The organism is Flagellimonas chongwuensis (assembly GCF_013376415.1).
Classification (GTDB): Bacteria; Bacteroidota; Bacteroidia; order Flavobacteriales; family Flavobacteriaceae; genus Flagellimonas; species Flagellimonas chongwuensis.
This window is the reverse complement of sequence record NZ_WYET01000003.1, coordinates 95,985-115,158: the sequence shown is the minus strand read 5'-3', so window position 1 is coordinate 115,158 and position 19,174 is coordinate 95,985. Positions and strand designations below refer to the sequence as shown.

Below are 19,174 nucleotides of genomic sequence, written 5' to 3'. Positions count from 1 at the left end.
GAAAATGATATGCTGTGTTCCTAGGAAAGTAGCTGGTCAAAATCTAAGTTTTATACCTTCATGATCTCTGCTTCTTTAGCAGAGAGAATGGCATCCACCTTGTTGCTGTATGTATTGGTGAGTTCTTGGACATCTACCTCGGCGTTGCTCAGCAGGTCTTCGGAAATATCCAGTGCTTTCAATTCTTTATTTGCCTCTTGTCTAGCGCTTCGTATACTTACTTTGGCATCTTCGGCTTCACCTTTTGCTTGCTTTGCCAATTGTATCCTTCGCTCTTCCGTTAACGGAGGAACGTTAATGATTATGGTTTCTCCATTGTTCATTGGGTTGAATCCCAAATTAGCATTCATGATGGCGGTCTCTATTTCACCCAATAGATTTTTTTCCCAGGGTTGAACTGATAGTGTGCGCGCATCGGGGGTATTAATGTTGGATACTTGGGAAAGTGGTGTCTGCGAACCGTAGTAGTCTACCATTACCGTAGAAAGCATGATGGGGCTTGCTTTACCTGCCCTAATCTTGGTCAATGCCTTTTGCAAGTGCTCAATACTTGCTTCCATACTTTCTTTTGTGCTATCAAGAATAAATTTTACTTCTTCGTCCATAACTTTCAAATTTATAAAATTGAAACCAAAGTATATGTCAACTTATACGTTGACCACTGTTCCTATATTTTCTCCAGATACTAGTTTCATTAAGTTGCCTTGTGTGTTCATGTCGAATACAACAATTGGCAGTTCATTTTCCTGGCTCAAGGTAAATGCCGTGGTGTCCATCACCTTAAGTCCTTTGGAAAGTACTTCGTTAAAGGAAATGGAATCGAACTTGGTGGCGTTCTTGTCCTTTTCAGGATCAGAAGTGTAAATGCCATCTACGCGGGTTCCCTTTAAGATAACATCTGCCTTAATTTCGATGGCCCTTAAAACGGCGGCTGAATCCGTAGTGAAGTAAGGGTTTCCCGTTCCACCGCCAAAGATTACCACTCTTCCTTTCTCTAGGTGACGAATTGCTCTTCTTCTGATAAAAGGTTCGGCCACCTCATTGATTTTGATGGCAGATTGTAATCGGGTCTGAACTCCCTTGAGTTCCAATGCGCTTTGTAGGGCAAGACCGTTGATTACTGTTGCAAGCATTCCCATATGGTCTCCTTGAACGCGGTCCATTCCTTGACTGGCACCGGCCAGACCTCTAAAAATGTTCCCTCCACCTATAACTATGGCGACTTCAACACCCTTTTCGATTACAGCTTGTATTTCTTCGGCATATTCGTCCAATCGCTTGGCATCTATACCATATTGTTGTTCGCCCATAAGGGCTTCCCCACTTAATTTTAATAAAATTCTTTTGTAATGCATTGAGAGTTTCTTGAAGTCCGGACAAAAATAATCAAAATTATTTATGGCAAATGAAGAATTGTGGGTTAGATCTGGGCATAAAAAAACCGCTTCGTAAGGGAAGCGGTTTTTTATATTGTTCTGTTGGCGAATTAGCCTAGTGCAACTCTTGCAAAACCTGTAACTTCCAAGCTGGAATCCACAGATTTAACGTACTCAGCTACACTTTGCTTACTGTCTTTAATAAAAGCTTGGTTCACTAAAGTGTTGTCTTTAAAGAAACGGTTCAATTTACCTTTTGCGATGTTGTCCAACATGGCTTCTGGCTTTCCTTCTTGACGCAATTGATCTTTAGCGATCTCGATTTCTTTGTCGATGATGGATTGATCAACGCCTTCTTCATTAAGTGCAACTGGGTTCATTGCGGCAGCTTGCATGGCTACGTCTTTTGCAGCTTCGGCAGCACCATCAACATTGGCGGACAATCCTACCAATGTAGCAATTTTGTTACCAGCATGAATGTATGAACCAACAAACGGAGCACTCAATTTGTCAAAGCTTCCGATTTCGATTTTTTCACCTATAACACCAGTTTGCTCTGTCAATTTTTCGGCAACGGTCATTCCTTCAAAAGAAGCAGCAAGGAAATTATCTTTGCTGTCAAAACCAAGGGCCAAATCAGCCAAATCGTTTGCAAGTTTTACAAAGCTATCGTTTTTGGCAACGAAGTCGGTCTCACAGTTAAGGGAGATTACAACTCCTTGAGTGTTGTCATCGTTCACTTTTGCGATGGCGGCACCTTCTGAAGATTCTCTGTCAGCTCTTTTAGCAGCGACTTTTTGACCTTTTTTTCTTAGGATTTCAATGGCTTGGTCAAAATCTCCATCAGCTTCGACCAAAGCTTTTTTACAATCCATCATACCAGCTCCAGTAGCCTTTCTTAATTTATTTACCTCTGCGGCAGTAATCTTTGCCATTTTGTTTTCTTTTAAAATTTTATGTAAAGTAAAACACTAAAAAAGTGTTTTTGTTTAGGACAATGTTAAATCAGTGGGTTTATTCAACTCCACCTTTTACGCTGTCTTGCCATTCTTTTAGTTCGTCCCATTCACCATCGGCAGCCATTTTTGCTTGTTTTGGCCAAGATGTTGGGTCAAGGTGAGCCAAAGTTGAGCTAGCTTCTGTCAAAGTTTCTTTGATGTCATCAGCGTCAGTTTTTGCCAATTCAGCGTAAGTGGTTATTCCACTTTCTACCAAAGCCTCGGCAGCTTTGGGTCCTATGCCTTCAATTTTGGTAAGGTCATCTGCTTTTACTTCTTTTTTAGGAGCGGCTTCAGCTTTTTTGGCCGGTTTTTCTTCAGTTGATTTTTTCTCCTTTTTTGGAGTGTCCTCGTCTTTATCTTTTCCACTGCCTTTTTCGCTCTTGCGCTCTTCCAAACCTTCGGCTACTGCACTGGTTACGGATTCCAAGATAGCTTCTATGGATTTACCGGCATCGTCGTTGGATGGGATGGCGTAATCAACATCACGAGGATCGGAGTTGGTATCCACCATTGCAAAAATCGGAATGTTCAATTTTTGGGCTTCTTTTACAGCGATGTGCTCACGCATTGTGTCAACAATGAAAAGTGCGCCTGGCAAACGGGTCATGTCTGCGATAGAACCCAAGTTTTTGTCCAACTTGGCACGAAGACGGTCAACTTGCAATCTTTCTTTTTTGGAAAGAGTGTTGAAGGTGCCGTCCTTCTTCATGCGGTCGATAGCTGCCATTTTCTTTACAGCTTTACGAATAGTCACAAAGTTGGTCAACATACCACCTGGCCATCTTTCTGTGATGTAAGGCATGTTTACTTTGGATACTTTGTCCGCAACAATGTCTTTTGCTTGTTTTTTTGTAGCTACGAAAAGGATTTTTCTTCCTGAAGCAGCAATTTTCTTAAGTGCCTCGTTGGCTTCCTCAAGTTTTGCAACCGTTTTGTACAGGTTGATTACGTGAATCCCGTTACGCTCCATGTAGATGTAGGGCGCCATGTTCGGGTTCCACTTTCTAGTAAGGTGTCCAAAATGCACACCTGCTTCCAGTAAGTCTTTTACTTCAATTTTACTTGCCATTTTTTGTACTTAGTTTACGTTCCGTTGTAAGTAGCAATGTGCAGGTGGTCACAAATTTTGTTCGCCCTGTCCATTTAGATGCTAAACTAGTTTCCAAAAAGCCGATAATTTTATCCCTTTTGGAACAACGACAACTTTGGTTAAAAATTTAACCCTGAAACTTGGATATTTTCAGGGTTTTCAATGAACTTATATATAAATGGGTTCGAGGCCCAATGTATATTAACGTTTGGAGAATTGGAATTTCTTACGGGCTTTCTTCTGACCGAATTTCTTTCTTTCCACCATTCTTGGGTCTCTTGTCAACAGACCTTCTGGTTTAAGAACGCTTCTGTTTTCCGCATCTATTTCGCACATTGCTCTGGACAAAGCCAAGCGAACGGCTTCTGCCTGACCTGTGATACCACCACCGTAAACATTTACTTTTACGTCGTAGTTTCCGTCGGTCTCGGTCAAAGTAAAAGGTTGTTTTACTTTGTATTGCAATGTACCTGTGGTAAAGTAATCGTTAAGATCTCTTTTGTTTACTGTGATGTTTCCAGAACCTTCGGAAACATAAACTCTGGCCACAGCTGTTTTTCTTCTGCCTATCTTATGAACCACTTCCATTATTTGTAGTCGTTTAAGTTTATTGCTTTTGGTTTTTGAGCCTCTTGCCCGTGCTCTACGCCGGCATATACCTTAAGGTTTCTAAAAAGGTCGGCCCCAAGTTTGTTCTTTGGAAGCATTCCTTTTACAGAGTTCTCAATGATGCGCTCTGGGTGTTTTTCCAATACTTCTTTCGCAGAAGCGGAACGTTGTCCACCTGGATAACCAGTATATCTTTGATATTCCTTCTCGTCCCACTTGTTTCCGGTCATGTCGATTTTCTCAGCATTGATGACAATCACATTGTCTCCACAATCAACATGAGGGGTAAAGTTGGTCTTATATTTCCCTCTAAGTATTTTGGCTACTTTAGACGCCAATCTTCCTAAGGTCTGTCCTTCAGCATCAACCAATAACCATTGCTTGTCAACAGTAGATTTATTGGCGGAAATAGTTTTATAACTTAATGTATCCACTTCTCGAATATTATTGATTTAAATAACCTATCCCGATTAACGGGCTGCAAATGTACAATTATTAGATTGAATTACAAACGGTTGATCGGGAATATTTTTTTACTTTTTTCAAATTCAATCTTCTTCGGTAGAAATCAGTCTAAAGATAGTAGTATAAAATGTTAAAAAGAGTTAAAAAAATGCGTAACTGTAACTCTTCAGATTTTCTGTGGTCTTTGTTGTATCAATCAACCAAAAAACGAACACGTGAGAAACGCAGCGCTGGTTTTCCTGACCCTATTCCTCATTTTTTCCCTACAAGCACAAGATTCAACCGAAGTCATCATCAAAAAGAAGTATACTACCCAATCTTTGGGCGCTTATGCGGCGCCAACTATTAATGGTATATTGGAAGACGAGGCGTGGAACCTGGTTGAATGGGGCGGTGACTATATTGAGTGGCAGCCCGATGAGAATACTCCGCCCTCGTATCAAACCCAGTTTAAGATACTTTACGACAGCAAGAACCTATATATAGGAGTACGCTGTTTTGATGATGAACCGGATAAAATCGTGAAACGGCTTTCTCGAAGAGATGGTTTTGATGGGGATTGGGTGGAGTTCAATATAGATAGCTATTTTGATAAACGCACTGCTTTTTCCTTTACGATTACCGCTGCAGGTGTAAAAGGAGATGAGTTTATCTCCAACAATGGCAACAATTGGGACCCCAGCTGGAATCCCATTTGGTATGCCAAGACCAACATTGATGCTAAAGGATGGACGGCCGAGCTTCGTATTCCGTTAAGTCAATTAAAATTTGGAAATGCTGAGGAACAGGTCTGGGGGCTACAGTCCACACGACGTTTTTTTAGGAACGAGGAGCGTTCCCTTTGGCAACGAAAACCAGTGGACCAGCCCGGTTGGGTGAGCGAGTTTGGAGAATTACATGGATTAAAGAATATTGAACCTCAAAAGCAGTTGGAAATCCAGCCCTATACCGTGGCCAAAACCGAAACTTACGAAGCCGAAGAAGGAAACCCTTTTAGGGACGGGAGCGAGAATAATATCACTGCCGGACTCGATGCCAAGATAGGAATCACCAATGACCTTACGTTGGATTTGACCGTCAACCCTGATTTTGGACAAGTGGATGCCGACCCTTCTGCCATTGCATTGGATGGTTTTCAAATATTTTTTCAGGAGCGTCGTCCCTTTTTTGTGGAGAACAAGAACATTTTTGATTTTAGTGTCTCCCAATCCGAAGCAGGCAATACCTTTGGGTCCGATAATATTTTTTATTCGCGTAGAATAGGCAGAAGCCCACAAGGGTACCCGGATACTTCAGATGATGAATTTGTGGACCAGCCCGATAACACTCCGATTATTGGTGCTGCCAAGTTTAGCGGAAAAACCAAGGATGGGTGGGCCATTGGCGTGCTGGAAAGTGTAACTGCGCAACGGACGGCTACTATAATTAATGATGAAGGCGGTACCCGGAAAGAAATGGTGGAGCCACTGACCAACTATTTTGTGGGACGACTGCAAAAGGATTTCAACGAAAGAAATTCATATATAGGAGGGATTTTCACGGCGACCAACCGAGAGCAGATTCATGAGCAGCTCAACTTTCTTCATGATGCAGCCTACACAGGCGGGTTGGATTTTAAACACCAATGGGCCAATCGTGATTGGTATGTTGGCGGAAATATAAATATGAGCCATGTTCGTGGTAGTGAAGAGGCTATAACAAACACTCAAGAATCCATAACGCATTTGTTCGGAAGGGTAGGTGCCGACCACGTTGCCGTAGATACTACCCGAACATCATTGACAGGGACCGGGGGCAACATGCAAATAGGTAAGGTAGGGAACGGGCACTGGAAGTTTGAATCTGGGGCTACATGGCGTTCACCTGAATTGGAACTCAACGATATTGGCTTTCAACGTCAGGCCGATGATATCCGTCACTACACATGGATAGGGTACCAGACCCTAAAACCGGACAGTACCTTTAGGCGGGTAGGCATCAATTACAACCACTGGACCGCATGGGATTTTCAGGGCAACCATAATTATTTACAGTTCAACACCAACAGCTGGCAAAACTGGAAAAACAATTATCAATCCAACATTGGTTTCAATATAGCCCCTATTGAATATTCCAACTTCGCCTTGCGGGGCGGCCCTAGGTTAAGGCAGTCTCCATGGGTGAGTTTTTGGAATAACATCAGCACCGATTACCGGAAAAAATTACGTTTTTCCTTTTACCACCAAGGTAGAAAGGCATTGGACAATTCCATCAAAAACTATTATATGGAAGGAGGGTTTGTATACCAACCTATAAATGCCCTGCGGGTTTCTGTATTCCCTTCTTTGGACATCAATCATGATAAACTACAATTCATTGATAATTTTGATGATGTAAATGGCTCACCAAGATATCTGAATGGAAAAATAGATCAACGGACATTGAGTATGTCCGTTAGGCTGAACTACACCATCAACCCCAACCTGACCATTCAATATTGGGGGCAACCGTTTATTTCCCGTGGCCGCTATTCTGAATTTAAGCACATCACCGACCCTGTTGCCAAAGTTTTTGAGGATAGGTTTGTGCAGTACACATCAGAACAAACCAGTTTAACGGATGGCACTTATGCCATTGATGAAGATCTGGACGGGGTGACCGATTTTAGTTTTGATAACCCTGATTTTTCCTTTGTGCAGTTTCGCTCCAATTTGGTGATTCGATGGGAGTACATCCCTGGCTCTGAGATATTCTTGGTATGGTCGCAGGATGTATCGCGAAGCGGTGACCCGACAGCAGGTCTGCTGCCCGGTTTAGGTGACAATATTTTTGGGCAAAAACCACAAAACATTTTCTTATTGAAGGCGACCTATCGATTTGTATTGTAATTGTGACATCGAGCGCAGTCGAGACGTCTCATAAAGAAGTGTGATCATCTTCAATTATTTTTTTGAGTGCCGTAACCAAAGCTTCATTTGCCTCCTTGTCACCTATAGTGATTCGCACCTTACCGGGAGCACCAAATTGTGAAACAGGTCGAACCATGATTCCTTGTTCCATCATTTTATCTGTGAATTCCATTTCGGGTAATGGCGGATCAATAATGAAAAAATTGGCTTGACTTGGCCAATACTCGATACCCAATTCATCAAAAGCCTTGGAAACATATATTCTACCTTCCAAAACCGTTTTTACGGTTTTTTCAATGAATTCGGTGTCGTTTAAAGCTCCAATAGCAGCCTCAATAGAGGTTAATGGTAGTAAAAAAGGCTTGTGAATCAAGCGTACATAATTGGCAATGGTTGCCGTGGTATACCCGTACCCGATACGTTGGCCAGCCAATCCGTACGTTTTGGAAAAACTATTGAGCCCGATTACGTTATGACCTTCCAAGACATAGGGCAATGCAGTAACATAATCGTCAGCATCCGCAAAATGGCGGTACACTTCATCGAATACCACCACAATATCCTTGGGAACACGGGAAATAAAATCGTCCATGACCGGCTTGGGAATGTAAGTTCCCGTAGGATTGTTGGGACTGGTCAAGAAAATGATTTTGGTCTTCTCCGTGATGGCGTTCAAGATACTTTCCACATCCAAATCGTAGTTGGGAGCCAAGAGAGGCACATCGACTTGATGGGCGCCATACCATCTCGAAAAAACGGAGTAGGGCAGGAAGCAGGGGTTGGAAAAAATCACTTCGTCCCCTTTGTTGATAAAAGCGCGAAGCAGCATATCAATAACCTCCGAACCGCTATTCCCGCACAAAAATTGGTCGGCGGTCAATTGGCCATCAAAATCTTGAACCAAGGCTTCGCGTAAACGAATATCGGTCTGGTCGGGGTAGATGTCAATCTTGTCCAAAGCTGCTTTCATACCGGCAACCGCTTTTGGTGAAGCACCCAAAGGATTCTCGTTCGAGGACAGCTTGTAGATTTTTTTATCGGTCGGTGGAATATTTTTTCCGCCTTTATACACCTCTTTGGGTACCAAATGGTCCTTGAATATGGATGTGATGTCTTTTGTCATTTTGTTTTATAAACTTTCCCCATAAAGTAAAAATGCCATCGCCTTTTCTGTATCAACATTTTCCTCTAATAACTGTTTGGCCAAGGTGTGCAATTCGGTTTTGGATTTATCTTGTATTCCCTCAGCATCGACAATAATTTGTATGTCTTTTGTGGAAGGCAATTGTTCCAAATTTCCCAATCTCCCTAAGTTGTTTCCAGTGAGCACGTCACTTTCTCTAATACCTTTCGGCAAGGAATCAACCCCAATACCATGGGTGCGGATAGGTTTTGGAATCTCGAATAAGGATTCTTTAATGGCACGGATGTACCAATTGCCGCCCATACGACCCACCAAATCCAATTTTTCGGTATCCAATATATCATCCGTTAGGTATTCCTCGTTAATGTGGATCATGTCCACTTGGGCAATGATCAAGTTTCCCGCTCCCGGACTTTGGGCAATCTCAACCACTTCTAGAACGCTGCACTCGAAAGATACGGGAGCCTCGCCCACACGTGGCGGCTTAACTTTCACGCTGGGCACTTCGGTAAAACCTGCCTTCACAAATTCGTTCACGCCTTTGTCGTAGGCCGTGCTGGAGAGCGACATCTGCTCCGCCATTTTATGGTTCACTACATTAATGACCACTTCGGGCACTTCCACCACATTTTGATGGGTATGTTTTAAGGAATTGTCCCTGCCGCTTCGTGTCGGGGAAAATACCATCACAGGCGGATTGGAACTGAATACATTGAAAAAGCTGTACGGACTCAGGTTGACGTTGCCTTCGGCATCCACGGTGCTGGCAAAGCAAATGGGCCTGGGTGCCACCGCTGTCGATAGAATACTGTACAATTCGGGTTGAGGTATGGTAGTTGGGTCTAAGGTTTTGATCATTTAGATTGATTTTGTTTTGTCATATCGAGCGCAGTCGAGATATGGTTGAATTTCAGATGACATTTCAACTGCGCTCCATGTGACATCTGAAACTGTATTTATTCTTTAGCGGGAAGCACTTTGGTCGTCACTTCGCCAAATCCGACTCTAATATCGCCATTTTGAGCGTAACCTCGCATGGTTACCGTGTCACCATCTTCTATGAATTTTCGTTCACTGTCATCTTTTAGTTTGATAGGGTCAGAGCCTCCCCAAGACAATTCGAGCATGGAGCCAAAACTGTTTTCCTCTTTACCTGATATAGTTCCGGAGGCCATCATATCACCAATATTGATGTTGCACCCGTTTACCGTATGATGGGCCAGTTGCTGGGCCATGTTCCAGTACATATGTTTAAAATTGCTAAAGCAAACAGTGGTTTCTCCGCCTTGTTCCGGTTTGATGCCTACTTCCAAGTCGATATCATAATTCTTTTCTCCCTCATATTGAAGATAGGGAAGTACTTCGGGTTCCTGTTTGGGACCATTGGTCCTGAAAGGTTCCAAAGCTTCCAGCGTAACCACCCACGGTGAAATGGACGATGCAAAATTCTTGGCCAAAAATGGTCCGAGCGGGACATATTCCCACTTCTGAATATCACGGGCCGACCAATCATTGAACAGTACCAGTCCGAAGATGTAGTCCTCTGCATCTTTTGTAGAAACCGATTCGCCCAATTGGGTATCCTTTCCACAGATAAAACCCATTTCCAGTTCAAAATCCAAACGTTTTGTTGGGCCAAAAATGGGCGACTCTGCTCCATTGGGCATGGTTTGTCCCTTAGGTCGATGGATGGGTTGTCCGCTCACAATAATGGAACTTGCCCTGCCGTGATAACCGACAGGAATATGTTTCCAATTGGGTAAGAGTGCGTTTTCGGGGTCTCGGAACATTTTCCCAACGTTAGTGGCGTGTTCCAAACTGGAATAAAAATCGGTGTAATCTCCCACTGTGACGGGCATGTGCATTTGGGCCTCGGACTGTTTTACGAAAAGTTCTGGCTTTCCGGCCAAAATAGATTCATCATCTTTTAACCAGTACTGAATCTTTTTACGCACCCGTGTCGTGATTTCTTTCCCCAGAGAAATAAAATCATTTAAAGTATCTTTTTCCAATAAGGCCGTATTGAAATCGAACACTTCCAATTCGGCGACAGCGGCCAAATCCAAAATATGTTCGCCAACGGCAACACCTACTCGCGGACTTCTATCCTTGGTGGAAAAAATCCCGAAGGGAATATTGTGAATTGAAAAATCTGAGTTTTCAGGTATTTCTATGATCATTGCATGTTGTTTGCGTCATTCTTGCTCCTGCAGGAATCTATTTTTTGTCATTTCAAACGAATGTGAGAAATCTGAATTTTAGATTTCTCAATCGCTCTGCTCATTTCGAAATGACTTGTAAAACAATCAAATTTACTCCAACCACGATTTATAATACTTGCCATCATCAATTTTGAGAGCGTTTTCTGTAATCTGTAAAGGTTTGAAGGTGTCAATCATCACTGCCAATTCCTCAGTACCTTTTTTACCGATGCTTGCCTCGTAAGTGCCTGGGTGTGGCCCGTGCGGAATGCCCGCGGGGTGTAAAGAGATATAACCGGGCCCTATGCCTTTTCGGCTCATAAAATCACCGTCCACGTAGTACAATACCTCATCCGAATCAATATTGGAGTGATTGTAAGGCGCGGGAATGGATTTTGGATGATAATCATAAAGTCTTGGACAGAAGGAACACACCACAAACGCACCGGTCTCAAAAGTTTGATGTACTGGTGGCGGTTGATGCACGCGGCCCGTTATCGGTTCAAAGTTATGAATGGAAAATCCATACGGATAATTGTAACCGTCCCATCCCACAACATCAAAAGGATGCGTGGCATAGACCAATTGGTGCAACATGCCCTGCTTTTTGATTTTCATCAAAAACTCTCCTTTTTCATCAAAAGTTTGAAGGTCTTGCGGCAATTTATAATCCCGCTCACAAAAAGGGGAGTGCTCCAACAATTGTCCAAACCAGTTTCGATACCGTTTTGGGGTATAGATGGGATGGAAGGATTCAGCATATAAAATGCGGTTGTCCTCCGTATCAAATTCGATTTGATAAATCATCCCGCGGGGAATGATGAGGTAATCCCCATATTCAAACGGAATGTTTCCCAAAAAGGTTTTCAAGGTTCCCGAACCTTTGTGGATAAAGAGCATTTCGTCGGCATCGGCATTTTTGTAGAAATATTTGGTGACAGATTTTCTGGGTGCCGCCAATCCTACGTGAACATCGTTATTGACCAAAAGCGGCTCGCGCGATTCCAAAAAATCATCTTTGGGAGCCACATCAAAACCAATGAACTTTCGACTGGTAATATTCTTTTCCACCGCAATTTTGGGGCTTACATCTAAGGCTTTGCCAATCTCTTTGACCTGTGTGGGTCGATGTACGTGATAGGAAAGCGAGGACATGCCATCAAACCCGATAGTCCCAAAAAGCTGCTCGTAATATAGCCCGCCATCAGGTTTCTCGAATTGGGTATGCCGTTTTTGCGGAATTTTTCCAAGTTTATGATATATAGGCATTTTTTCTCAGTTTTGAGTTTAAAGTTATGAGTTATGAGTCTGAAATTCAATAACCTATAACTCATTACTCTTAACTATGATTAATGCAGTGTGCCACGAAGCTCTTGCTCGCGCTCTATGGCTTCGAACAATGCTTTAAAGTTACCTTTTCCAAAGGATTGTGCGCCTTTTCTTTGGATAATTTCGAAGAACATCGTTGGTCTCGGCTCCACGGGTTTGGTAAAAATTTGCAATAAATACCCTTCGTCATCGCGGTCCACCAAAATGCCCAATTCTTTCAATGGGGCAATATCCTCGTCAATTTCACCAACACGGTCGGTAACCGCATCATAGTAAGTAGCTGGAACCCGTAGGAACTCCACTCCACGACTTCTAAGGTCGCGAACGGTCTGGATGATGTCGTCCGTGGCAACGGCAATGTGCTGAACGCCTTCGTCTTCATAAAAATCCAAATATTCCTCTACTTGTGATTTTTTCTGGCCTTTGGCAGGCTCATTGATCGGAAACTTGATGCGTCCGTTTCCGTTGCTCATCACCTTGCTCATCAAAGCGGTGTATTCGGTAGAGATATCCTTGTCATCAAAAGAAAGGATGTTCTTGAATCCCAATACATCTTCGTAGAACTTCACCCAATGATCCATTTTGTTCCATCCTACATTGCCCACCATGTGGTCCACGAATTTTAGACCTGTTGGCTCTGGATTGTAGTCGGGTGTTTCCCATTTTTTAAATCCGGGAAGAAAAGTTCCGTTATAATCCTTGCGCTCTACAAAAATATGTACGGTTTCACCATAGGTGTAAATTCCAGCGCGGACTACTTTTCCATTTTTGTCTTCTTCAACCTTGGGTTCCATATATGATTTGGCGCCGCGTTCCATGGCATTGTTGTAGGCAACTGTAGCGTCATCCACCCAGAGGGCGACCACTTTGACACCGTCACCGTGCTTGTCGATATGCTTGCCTATTTCTGTTCCACTTTTTAAGGGTGAAGTAAGCACCAAACGGATTTTGTCCTGAACCACTACGTAGCTCTCCCTGTCTTTAAGTCCGGTTTCCAAACCGGCTTGCGCATAGGATTGGAATCCAAAGGCAGTTTTGTAAAAGTGTGCCGCTTGTTTGGAATTGCCTACATATAGTTCGATGTAGTCCGTTCCGTTTATGGGCATAAAATCTTCGGTAGTATTTACTCCCTTGGGAATAGTGGATGTTTCCATGATATCTATATTTTATTGTTTAGTTTAAATTATTGTTGCATATACAACAAAAATAATAATTTTGGGATACCAAATTGATTTTGAAGGCTGAAAATTGAGTTAAAATTGACAGGACCATCTTTGTTGGGCATAAAAAAATCTGATTCCCTATTTTTGTGACTATTCCAAATAAATAAATGCTCAGTCGTATCGATGAAATACAGGGAATGGGGTTCCATTTGGATTTGGTGCTCCGAAAAATTCAAAAGGCATATCTGCGAAAGTTCGATGAACTTGGGGTGGATACGACCATTGAGCAATGGGTGATTCTCTACCAGATATATCAAATGGGGGATGATGCCAGCCAGCGTGATATTGTAAATGAAAACTTTCGTAACCGTGCCACTACATCCCGTGTTATTGGCGGTCTGGAAAAGAAGGGGTGGATTTCCAAAACTCGTTTTGAAGGAGATCAAAAACGTTTTAAACTGGAACTGACCCTTAAAGGTCAGGAAATTTTGGATATAACCCTGCCCAGTGCTCTAGCTTTACGAAAACTCGCCATTAAGGATGTAGATGCTTCTGAATTTGAAACTTTTTTGAAGGTGTTGGATAAAATTGGAGAGAATTACGAGGAAAACCAGCCCCAATAATCGAACACCAGTTTGATGATGGTCGCCAAACCGATGAGGAAGATAAAAATCAAACTGAGTTTGCGGAATTTTTCTTGGGGAATATAATGAAGTATCTTTTTTCCCAAATAGGTGCCAATCAATCCAATCGCGAACAAAAATGGCAGGTACATCAGCTCTTGCTTTCCTATGTAGCCATTCCCGTAGTAGACGAAGGTTCGGGAGAAATCAATCATAAAATCGATAAAAGCCGAGGTGGCGATAAAGGCACTTTTCTCCAAATTGAAGGCGGCCATGGTCAACCCTCGAATGGCCCCGCCCGTACCCAAAAGTCCTGCCGAGAAGCCTGATAGCGCACCTCCGATTATCGAGTTCTTTTTATTGGGCAGTACAATAATCTCACTTTTGATTAGAAACAACAAGCTGAACACTACCAGAAAAACGCCCAGCACAATCTCCAGCGCGCCGCTGTTGACCACTTTTGATAAAAAACCTCCAACAATAACAAACAATACAGAGGGTACCCCAATGTAGAGGAGGAGTTTTTTATCCAACCCTTTTTTAAAAAGAAAGATCTTGCTGATGTTACTGGAGAGGTGAAAGATGGCCGTCATTCCCAGAACGGAGTAAAAGTCAAAGTAAAAATTGCCCAGAGGCACAAAAAATACCGACGAGCCAAACCCGCCAATGGTGCCGATGATTTCCGCAACCAAGGCCAAGAGCAGAAAAATGTAATTGACTTTCATACCTCTGAAAGATAGCCTGGTAATTTATTTGAATACAGATTTTATGTCATTTTAACCAAAAATAATCTTAAAATTAGGTTTTTGAGTTAATGGAGCATATAAACTGGATAATCTATTGGACGTTAGGGTAGGAAAACTGCCGCAACTTTGTACCTGTATAACTTTTGATATACAATTGCTATGAAAAAGAATATGTTTTATCCAACAATATGGTCAACAGCACCTTACACCCCGAATGTCCTTGCCGATTGGTATGGTTCGGAGAACAAAGGAGCAGAGTTGATTTTGTCCAATGAGGCCGCAACAGCTTATTATGTTTCAGAAATGACATTGAATATTACCAGGTTTTCAGCAATAGATGAACAAGGTAAAGAACATTTTATAATAGATTTTCCCGGTCAAAACCCGGTAACGTTCAAGGGTATCGCATCTGGGAACTTTATACGTTCCAAGAGCGTTCTTTCCTTGCCCAAAGGTAAATACACTGCGTTTCGTTTTTATATGGCGCAATGGGGCAATCAATTTATTTACCAAGATGGGATGGAGGAATCCGCCAACACCTTTAACCGATTGGATTTTAATATCGAAGATGGTTTTGTTGTGGAGGAGAACAATGCACCCGAAGTTAAATTGTGGTTTGACTTTGCTCCCTACCAGTGGAAGCGACACTTTAAACCGCTTACGGATTTGTTTATTGGGAGCAAAAGTCAAAAACCACGATTGGCCAATAGTTTTGGCAATTGAATATCCAATGCTATGAAGAAGAATGGAAAAGGCACCGATCGGTGCCTTTTTTAGTTATACCGTACTTTCTGCGGGAGTGCTATGATAAAAATTGCTCAAAATGGATTCCATTTCTTCCTTTCCTTCTACAATACGGCTTATTCTGTTCCACAGTTCATCATCGAGTAAAGGTCTAAGAGGTTGTTGCTGTTTGGTGATGTTCCCAAAGACTTTCTTGATTTTGTTGTCCCAGACCTTATAGTATTTTAATAGGTCATCGGGGTAAACAATTTTTCTGCGGGTTCCTTCATTGGCCGCCCGGAAAGGCAACGGAATGTTAAGGTAGCCATAATCGTCTGTCAATTGTTCTCCGGGTTGAATGTTCCGGATGGCTATTTCAAAATCGTAGGCCGTAGTGAGGCAATTAGAGTTGAAACTATGGTTCACATACCTGCCATTATCCCAGCATAGAATGTAATTGCCCTTGTTGTTCCTAAACGTATAGGTATCCAAGATTTGTTGGTAAATGGGTTCCATTTGTTGTAATTGCAATGGAGAAAATTCTTGGTCCAACCTATCATGGACCCAGGTAATGGTACCAGCTGGAATGAGCTTTGTAGCGACAACGCCATAACCAATTTCATTACTGATAAATCTAAGTTCTGTATCTGGGTGAATCATTATATACCTTTTAAAAAGTGGATTGAAGGTATAAAATTGTTCGATTCGTTGATGGAAAATTTGTTAGGTTAAAAATAATTTTCAATTAATTGATTATCAAAATTATAGAGTGTTGATTTTCTAAGTTTATCCAATACCTCGTACACCGAAAAACTACGGGCAAACCGATACATTTCCCTGTCGTCTGACTTAAGTATCACAACGGGCAAGGTGAATACCATGGACTGCCCTGCAAACTCCACAGGTTTTGCCGGTAAAAAAAATGAGTTCGTTCATTTAATAATCCGAATATTCGGTGGGGTAAAGAAACCACATATCAATATGCGACATGTTGTTTTTGTATTTGGGCATAGCAATGAGTTCTTTCCACTCCGGAGAATTTACAAAAGCGTCCCAATGCTCGTTTCGCGTATCCATATCTGCATGAGTGGTCATGTACATTAGGTTGGGCATGTTGGCGCCCGAAAGTACTTCTCCGTAAAACACGGCCTGAAAGTCCAATCGGTCAAATAGCGGGATTTCGCCTCCGGCGTTGAACATATCTACCTTGTTGCGGTAGTATTTTTCTGTTGCGGACTCGTAACTCCGAAGTTCATAAACGCGTTCCGATCTGGGACTGTCCAAATCGGGCACCTCCATTTTGGGCATGTCGGGGAAGGCTTTCAGGATAATAGATTGGATGCGGGTGTATGGCGGATTGTCAAAATTGGCATCGATATAAGAATTGCCAGCGGCCAAATAGATACTGTCCCTAAGTAATTTGTCTTCTAAGGTTTGAAATTGTTCCAAACTTTTGAAGGGTAGCATAACAAATGTTTTTTGAACCGTGTCCGTTTCTGAGATTCGGGATTTGAACACCCCGACTTTGTCGATATCCTGTTTTTTTACGGCGGGCATAAAGGCATTTTTCAAATATTCGTCCACGGTGGCTACTTGCTCTTCGGTGTCGAAGGAGTAGATTTTAATTTGATAAAACTCACGTTCAGATTGAGAATTCTCTTTAGTTTCCGAGGATTCGGTGGTTTCTTCGGCCTCCGATGCCGGATTCCCACAGCTTGCAATGGCACCTAGGGCCAAAAGCATAAGAAGTTGAATGGTTTTCATGTAGTGCAGTTGAGTTTGATGATGTTGGAATGTGTCGAAAAGGACGTTTCAAGATAGGAATTTATTTGATGAAATAATGTGCCTTCAACCTTTAAGGGAATTCTTTCCTTTTGAAGCCATGGCCAGAAGTCCAAGAATGGGGCCCAAGGCTAAAAGCATGTACGCCCAATTGGAACTTGTCGCAATTCTAAGCTCGTTGAGCAATTGAATACTTACTATGGTGATGGCAAACCCGATGCAGTTTAGAATGGTTAGCGCCGTTCCTTTTATTTCCGCGGATGCGTTCTGAGCGACCAAAGTAGAAAACAGGGGCGAATCCGCTATTACCACCATGCCCCAAAACATTAGAAAAGCAATAAATAGGATTGTAGAGGGTTGACCAAATAGGAATGGGGAAACCAAACAACAGATACATGAAAGTAGGAGTGCCACAAAAGCCACTTTTTTGGTCCCGATTGATTGGGAGAGATATCCACTTAAAACACAGGCCAGACCACCAATTCCTATAATCAGGAAGGACAGCAATGGAACGTTGAACATGGTTTGTGGATGCAACAGGGCATAGGACTGCAACATAATCGGGACGAAAGCCCAAAAGGTGTACAATTCCCACATGTGCCCAAAATACCCGAAGGCCGCAGAACGAAACCTACTATTCTGAAACACTTTTAAAAAAGAAGATAATTGCACCTGTTGACCATGTTTACGATAGGGCCCATTCGGGACAAGGATGAGCATAAAGGTACCGCCCAAGATGGCAAGTGCTGAAGTAGCCATCAAAACGGCCTTCCATGAAAAGGTATGGGTCATTTCCTTTAATACATGTGGAAATGCAGTTCCGACCACTAAGGCGCCAACCAAAAACCCTAACGACTTTCCCAGACCTTTCTCAAAATGGTCTGCGGCAATCTTCATACCTACGGGGTAGATGCCCGCAAGAAAAAAACCGGTTATAAATCGAAAGGATAGGATGCTTGCCAACCCATTGCCTTCCCAAACGACACCCAAATTAAATAAGGCTCCAAAAATGGCACAGGCAAAAAAAACTTTGGATGGTGAAAACCGGTCAGAGATGGATAAAACGGCAAAAACCAACGTCCCTACGATAAATCCTAATTGAACCGCAGAGGTCAAATGTCCCACAGCATTGTCATTTAGCCCGAAGGTGGCCACCAAATCTCGCATGACCCCATTGCCCGCAAACCACAATGAGGTGCAGCAAAACTGCGACAACACGATGATGGGCAGGATGAGCTTGGAGGGTTTCACTTTGACTTCTTAATTGAGTATATGATTTAAGAAATAGTCTTACGATTTTTTTGGAATTGAGAAACCTTAGTTTTAGCAATCTAGTTCATAGATGAGACTATTTAATTTCTGAAATGGCCTCCCTCACTTCCAGCATGTCCGGTTGATGCTCTTCACAATTTTGTACAGCAGTTAGCAACTTGTCTCCAATAAATTCATTATAGTCTTTACAGGATTTGAAAATATTGAATTCAGTATTTTTAAAGTCCCATACTATTCCTTTTCTGTTAATTAATTCTGGGTAAATTGTTCCTCCCGCAGCACCGAGGTTAGCAGCAGCACCTGCAGCCCATTTGTTTTCTAACTCCGCCTCGGTGTATAGATAATTTTCACCACCCATAATAGTTCTAACAAATGAATTTGCTTGGTTTGAACTTTGAGCTTTATCTTCTTTATTCCGATTCTTTAAAATTGCTTTGATTTGAAAATATAGTCCACCTTCAAATGAAATTGCAAATGCATTCTTAATTTTTTTAGAATTACTTCTGTCAAAAAAATAACAGTTGTGTACTTTCATTATTTTGGGAAGTTCTTCTCTGCCATATAAACTAACAGGATAAACTTTGGTAGTTGGGCTTGGAGTCTTTTTTATGAAATCTTCTTTAGTTAAATAGATTCCTTCAGGATAGTCCGAAATGTAAGGAGTACTTTCTTGAAATCCCATTTTATGGGAGTTTTGTCCGAATACGTTTGCACTCAAAAACAAAATTGATAAAAGGATTTTTTTCATAACTCTAAGAGCTT

At 42.2% G+C, this 19,174-nt stretch carries 20 protein-coding genes; 3 read left to right on the top strand and 17 right to left on the bottom strand.

Annotated elements, in window-relative coordinates:
- Positions 1 to 50: 50 nt before the first annotated feature.
- The 6 genes from frr to rplM form a co-directional block, all read right to left on the bottom strand.
- Complete coding sequence (gene frr, locus GUA46_RS06265; RefSeq protein ID WP_108246346.1) at positions 51 to 605, bottom strand: ribosome recycling factor; 555 nt, start codon at positions 603 to 605, stop codon at positions 51 to 53.
- 42 nt (positions 606 to 647) lie between these two features.
- Positions 648 to 1,355, bottom strand: coding sequence for a UMP kinase (gene pyrH, locus GUA46_RS06260; RefSeq protein WP_176619759.1), 708 nt, complete (start codon positions 1,353 to 1,355; stop codon positions 648 to 650).
- A 131-nt stretch (positions 1,356 to 1,486) separates the two neighbouring features.
- On the bottom strand, positions 1,487 to 2,311 hold the full coding sequence (gene tsf, locus GUA46_RS06255) for a translation elongation factor Ts (protein WP_176619758.1): 825 nt from the start codon (positions 2,309 to 2,311) through the stop codon (positions 1,487 to 1,489).
- Positions 2,312 to 2,390: 79 nt separating this feature from the next.
- Complete coding sequence (rpsB, locus tag GUA46_RS06250; RefSeq protein WP_176619757.1) at positions 2,391 to 3,446, bottom strand: 30S ribosomal protein S2; 1,056 nt, start codon at positions 3,444 to 3,446, stop codon at positions 2,391 to 2,393.
- Positions 3,447 to 3,668: 222 nt separating this feature from the next.
- A complete protein-coding gene (rpsI, locus tag GUA46_RS06245; protein ID WP_119607609.1) occupies positions 3,669 to 4,055 on the bottom strand; it encodes a 30S ribosomal protein S9 in 387 nt (128 codons plus the stop codon).
- The gene (gene rplM / locus GUA46_RS06240) at positions 4,055 to 4,510 is read right to left on the bottom strand and encodes a 50S ribosomal protein L13 (protein ID WP_108246341.1); all 456 of its coding nucleotides are present in this window, start codon (positions 4,508 to 4,510) and stop codon (positions 4,055 to 4,057) included. Before rplM ends, rpsI begins: the two co-directional genes overlap by 1 nt.
- A 246-nt stretch (positions 4,511 to 4,756) precedes the next feature.
- On the opposite strand from rplM, the gene GUA46_RS06235 reads away from it, so the two are divergent.
- Positions 4,757 to 7,408, top strand: a complete 2,652-nt coding sequence (locus GUA46_RS06235; protein ID WP_176619756.1) for a DUF5916 domain-containing protein — start codon at positions 4,757 to 4,759, stop codon at positions 7,406 to 7,408.
- 28 nt (positions 7,409 to 7,436) lie between these two features.
- Here GUA46_RS06235 and GUA46_RS06230 read toward each other — a convergent pair whose 3' ends face one another.
- From GUA46_RS06230 to hppD, 5 genes are all read right to left on the bottom strand, one after another.
- Entirely contained in the window at positions 7,437 to 8,552 is a 1,116-nt protein-coding gene (locus GUA46_RS06230) for a pyridoxal phosphate-dependent aminotransferase (protein ID WP_176619755.1), read from the bottom strand.
- A gap of 6 nt (positions 8,553 to 8,558) precedes the next feature.
- Entirely contained in the window at positions 8,559 to 9,431 is an 873-nt protein-coding gene (locus GUA46_RS06225; RefSeq protein WP_176619754.1) for a flavin reductase family protein, read from the bottom strand.
- A 98-nt stretch (positions 9,432 to 9,529) separates the two neighbouring features.
- The gene (gene fahA, locus GUA46_RS06220; protein WP_176619753.1) at positions 9,530 to 10,753 is read right to left on the bottom strand and encodes a fumarylacetoacetase; all 1,224 of its coding nucleotides are present in this window, start codon (positions 10,751 to 10,753) and stop codon (positions 9,530 to 9,532) included.
- A gap of 132 nt (positions 10,754 to 10,885) precedes the next feature.
- Positions 10,886 to 12,043 carry a homogentisate 1,2-dioxygenase gene (locus GUA46_RS06215; RefSeq protein ID WP_176619752.1) on the bottom strand — a complete coding sequence of 386 codons (1,158 nt, stop codon included), beginning with the start codon at positions 12,041 to 12,043 and terminating at the stop codon, positions 10,886 to 10,888.
- 80 nt (positions 12,044 to 12,123) lie between these two features.
- A complete protein-coding gene (hppD, locus tag GUA46_RS06210) occupies positions 12,124 to 13,257 on the bottom strand; it encodes a 4-hydroxyphenylpyruvate dioxygenase (RefSeq protein WP_176619751.1) in 1,134 nt (377 codons plus the stop codon).
- A 176-nt stretch (positions 13,258 to 13,433) separates the two neighbouring features.
- On the opposite strand from hppD, the gene GUA46_RS06205 reads away from it, so the two are divergent.
- Positions 13,434 to 13,889, top strand: coding sequence for a MarR family winged helix-turn-helix transcriptional regulator (locus tag GUA46_RS06205; protein WP_176619750.1), 456 nt, complete (start codon positions 13,434 to 13,436; stop codon positions 13,887 to 13,889).
- Here GUA46_RS06205 and GUA46_RS06200 read toward each other — a convergent pair.
- On the bottom strand, positions 13,865 to 14,614 hold the full coding sequence (locus GUA46_RS06200) for a sulfite exporter TauE/SafE family protein (protein WP_176619749.1): 750 nt from the start codon (positions 14,612 to 14,614) through the stop codon (positions 13,865 to 13,867). The genes GUA46_RS06205 and GUA46_RS06200 overlap by 25 nt on opposite strands.
- 180 nt (positions 14,615 to 14,794) lie before the next feature.
- On the opposite strand from GUA46_RS06200, the gene GUA46_RS06195 reads away from it, so the two are divergent.
- Positions 14,795 to 15,358 carry a hypothetical protein gene (locus tag GUA46_RS06195; protein ID WP_176619748.1) on the top strand — a complete coding sequence of 188 codons (564 nt, stop codon included), beginning with the start codon at positions 14,795 to 14,797 and terminating at the stop codon, positions 15,356 to 15,358.
- A 54-nt stretch (positions 15,359 to 15,412) separates the two neighbouring features.
- Here the strand turns inward: GUA46_RS06195 and GUA46_RS06190 are convergent, their stop codons facing one another.
- The 5 genes from GUA46_RS06190 to GUA46_RS06170 form a co-directional block, all read right to left on the bottom strand.
- Complete coding sequence (locus tag GUA46_RS06190) at positions 15,413 to 16,018, bottom strand: SET domain-containing protein (RefSeq protein WP_176619747.1); 606 nt, start codon at positions 16,016 to 16,018, stop codon at positions 15,413 to 15,415.
- Between the two features lie 68 nt (positions 16,019 to 16,086).
- The gene (locus GUA46_RS06185) at positions 16,087 to 16,260 is read right to left on the bottom strand and encodes a hypothetical protein (RefSeq protein WP_229418453.1); all 174 of its coding nucleotides are present in this window, start codon (positions 16,258 to 16,260) and stop codon (positions 16,087 to 16,089) included.
- 34 nt (positions 16,261 to 16,294) lie between these two features.
- Positions 16,295 to 17,122, bottom strand: a complete 828-nt coding sequence (locus GUA46_RS06180; RefSeq protein WP_176619746.1) for an NIPSNAP family protein — start codon at positions 17,120 to 17,122, stop codon at positions 16,295 to 16,297.
- Between the two features lie 84 nt (positions 17,123 to 17,206).
- Positions 17,207 to 18,391 carry an MFS transporter gene (locus GUA46_RS06175; protein ID WP_176619745.1) on the bottom strand — a complete coding sequence of 395 codons (1,185 nt, stop codon included), beginning with the start codon at positions 18,389 to 18,391 and terminating at the stop codon, positions 17,207 to 17,209.
- Between the two features lie 97 nt (positions 18,392 to 18,488).
- Positions 18,489 to 19,160: a hypothetical protein gene (locus tag GUA46_RS06170; RefSeq protein WP_176619744.1), complete on the bottom strand. Its 672-nt coding sequence runs from the start codon at positions 19,158 to 19,160 to the stop codon at positions 18,489 to 18,491.
- Positions 19,161 to 19,174: the final 14 nt, after the last annotated feature.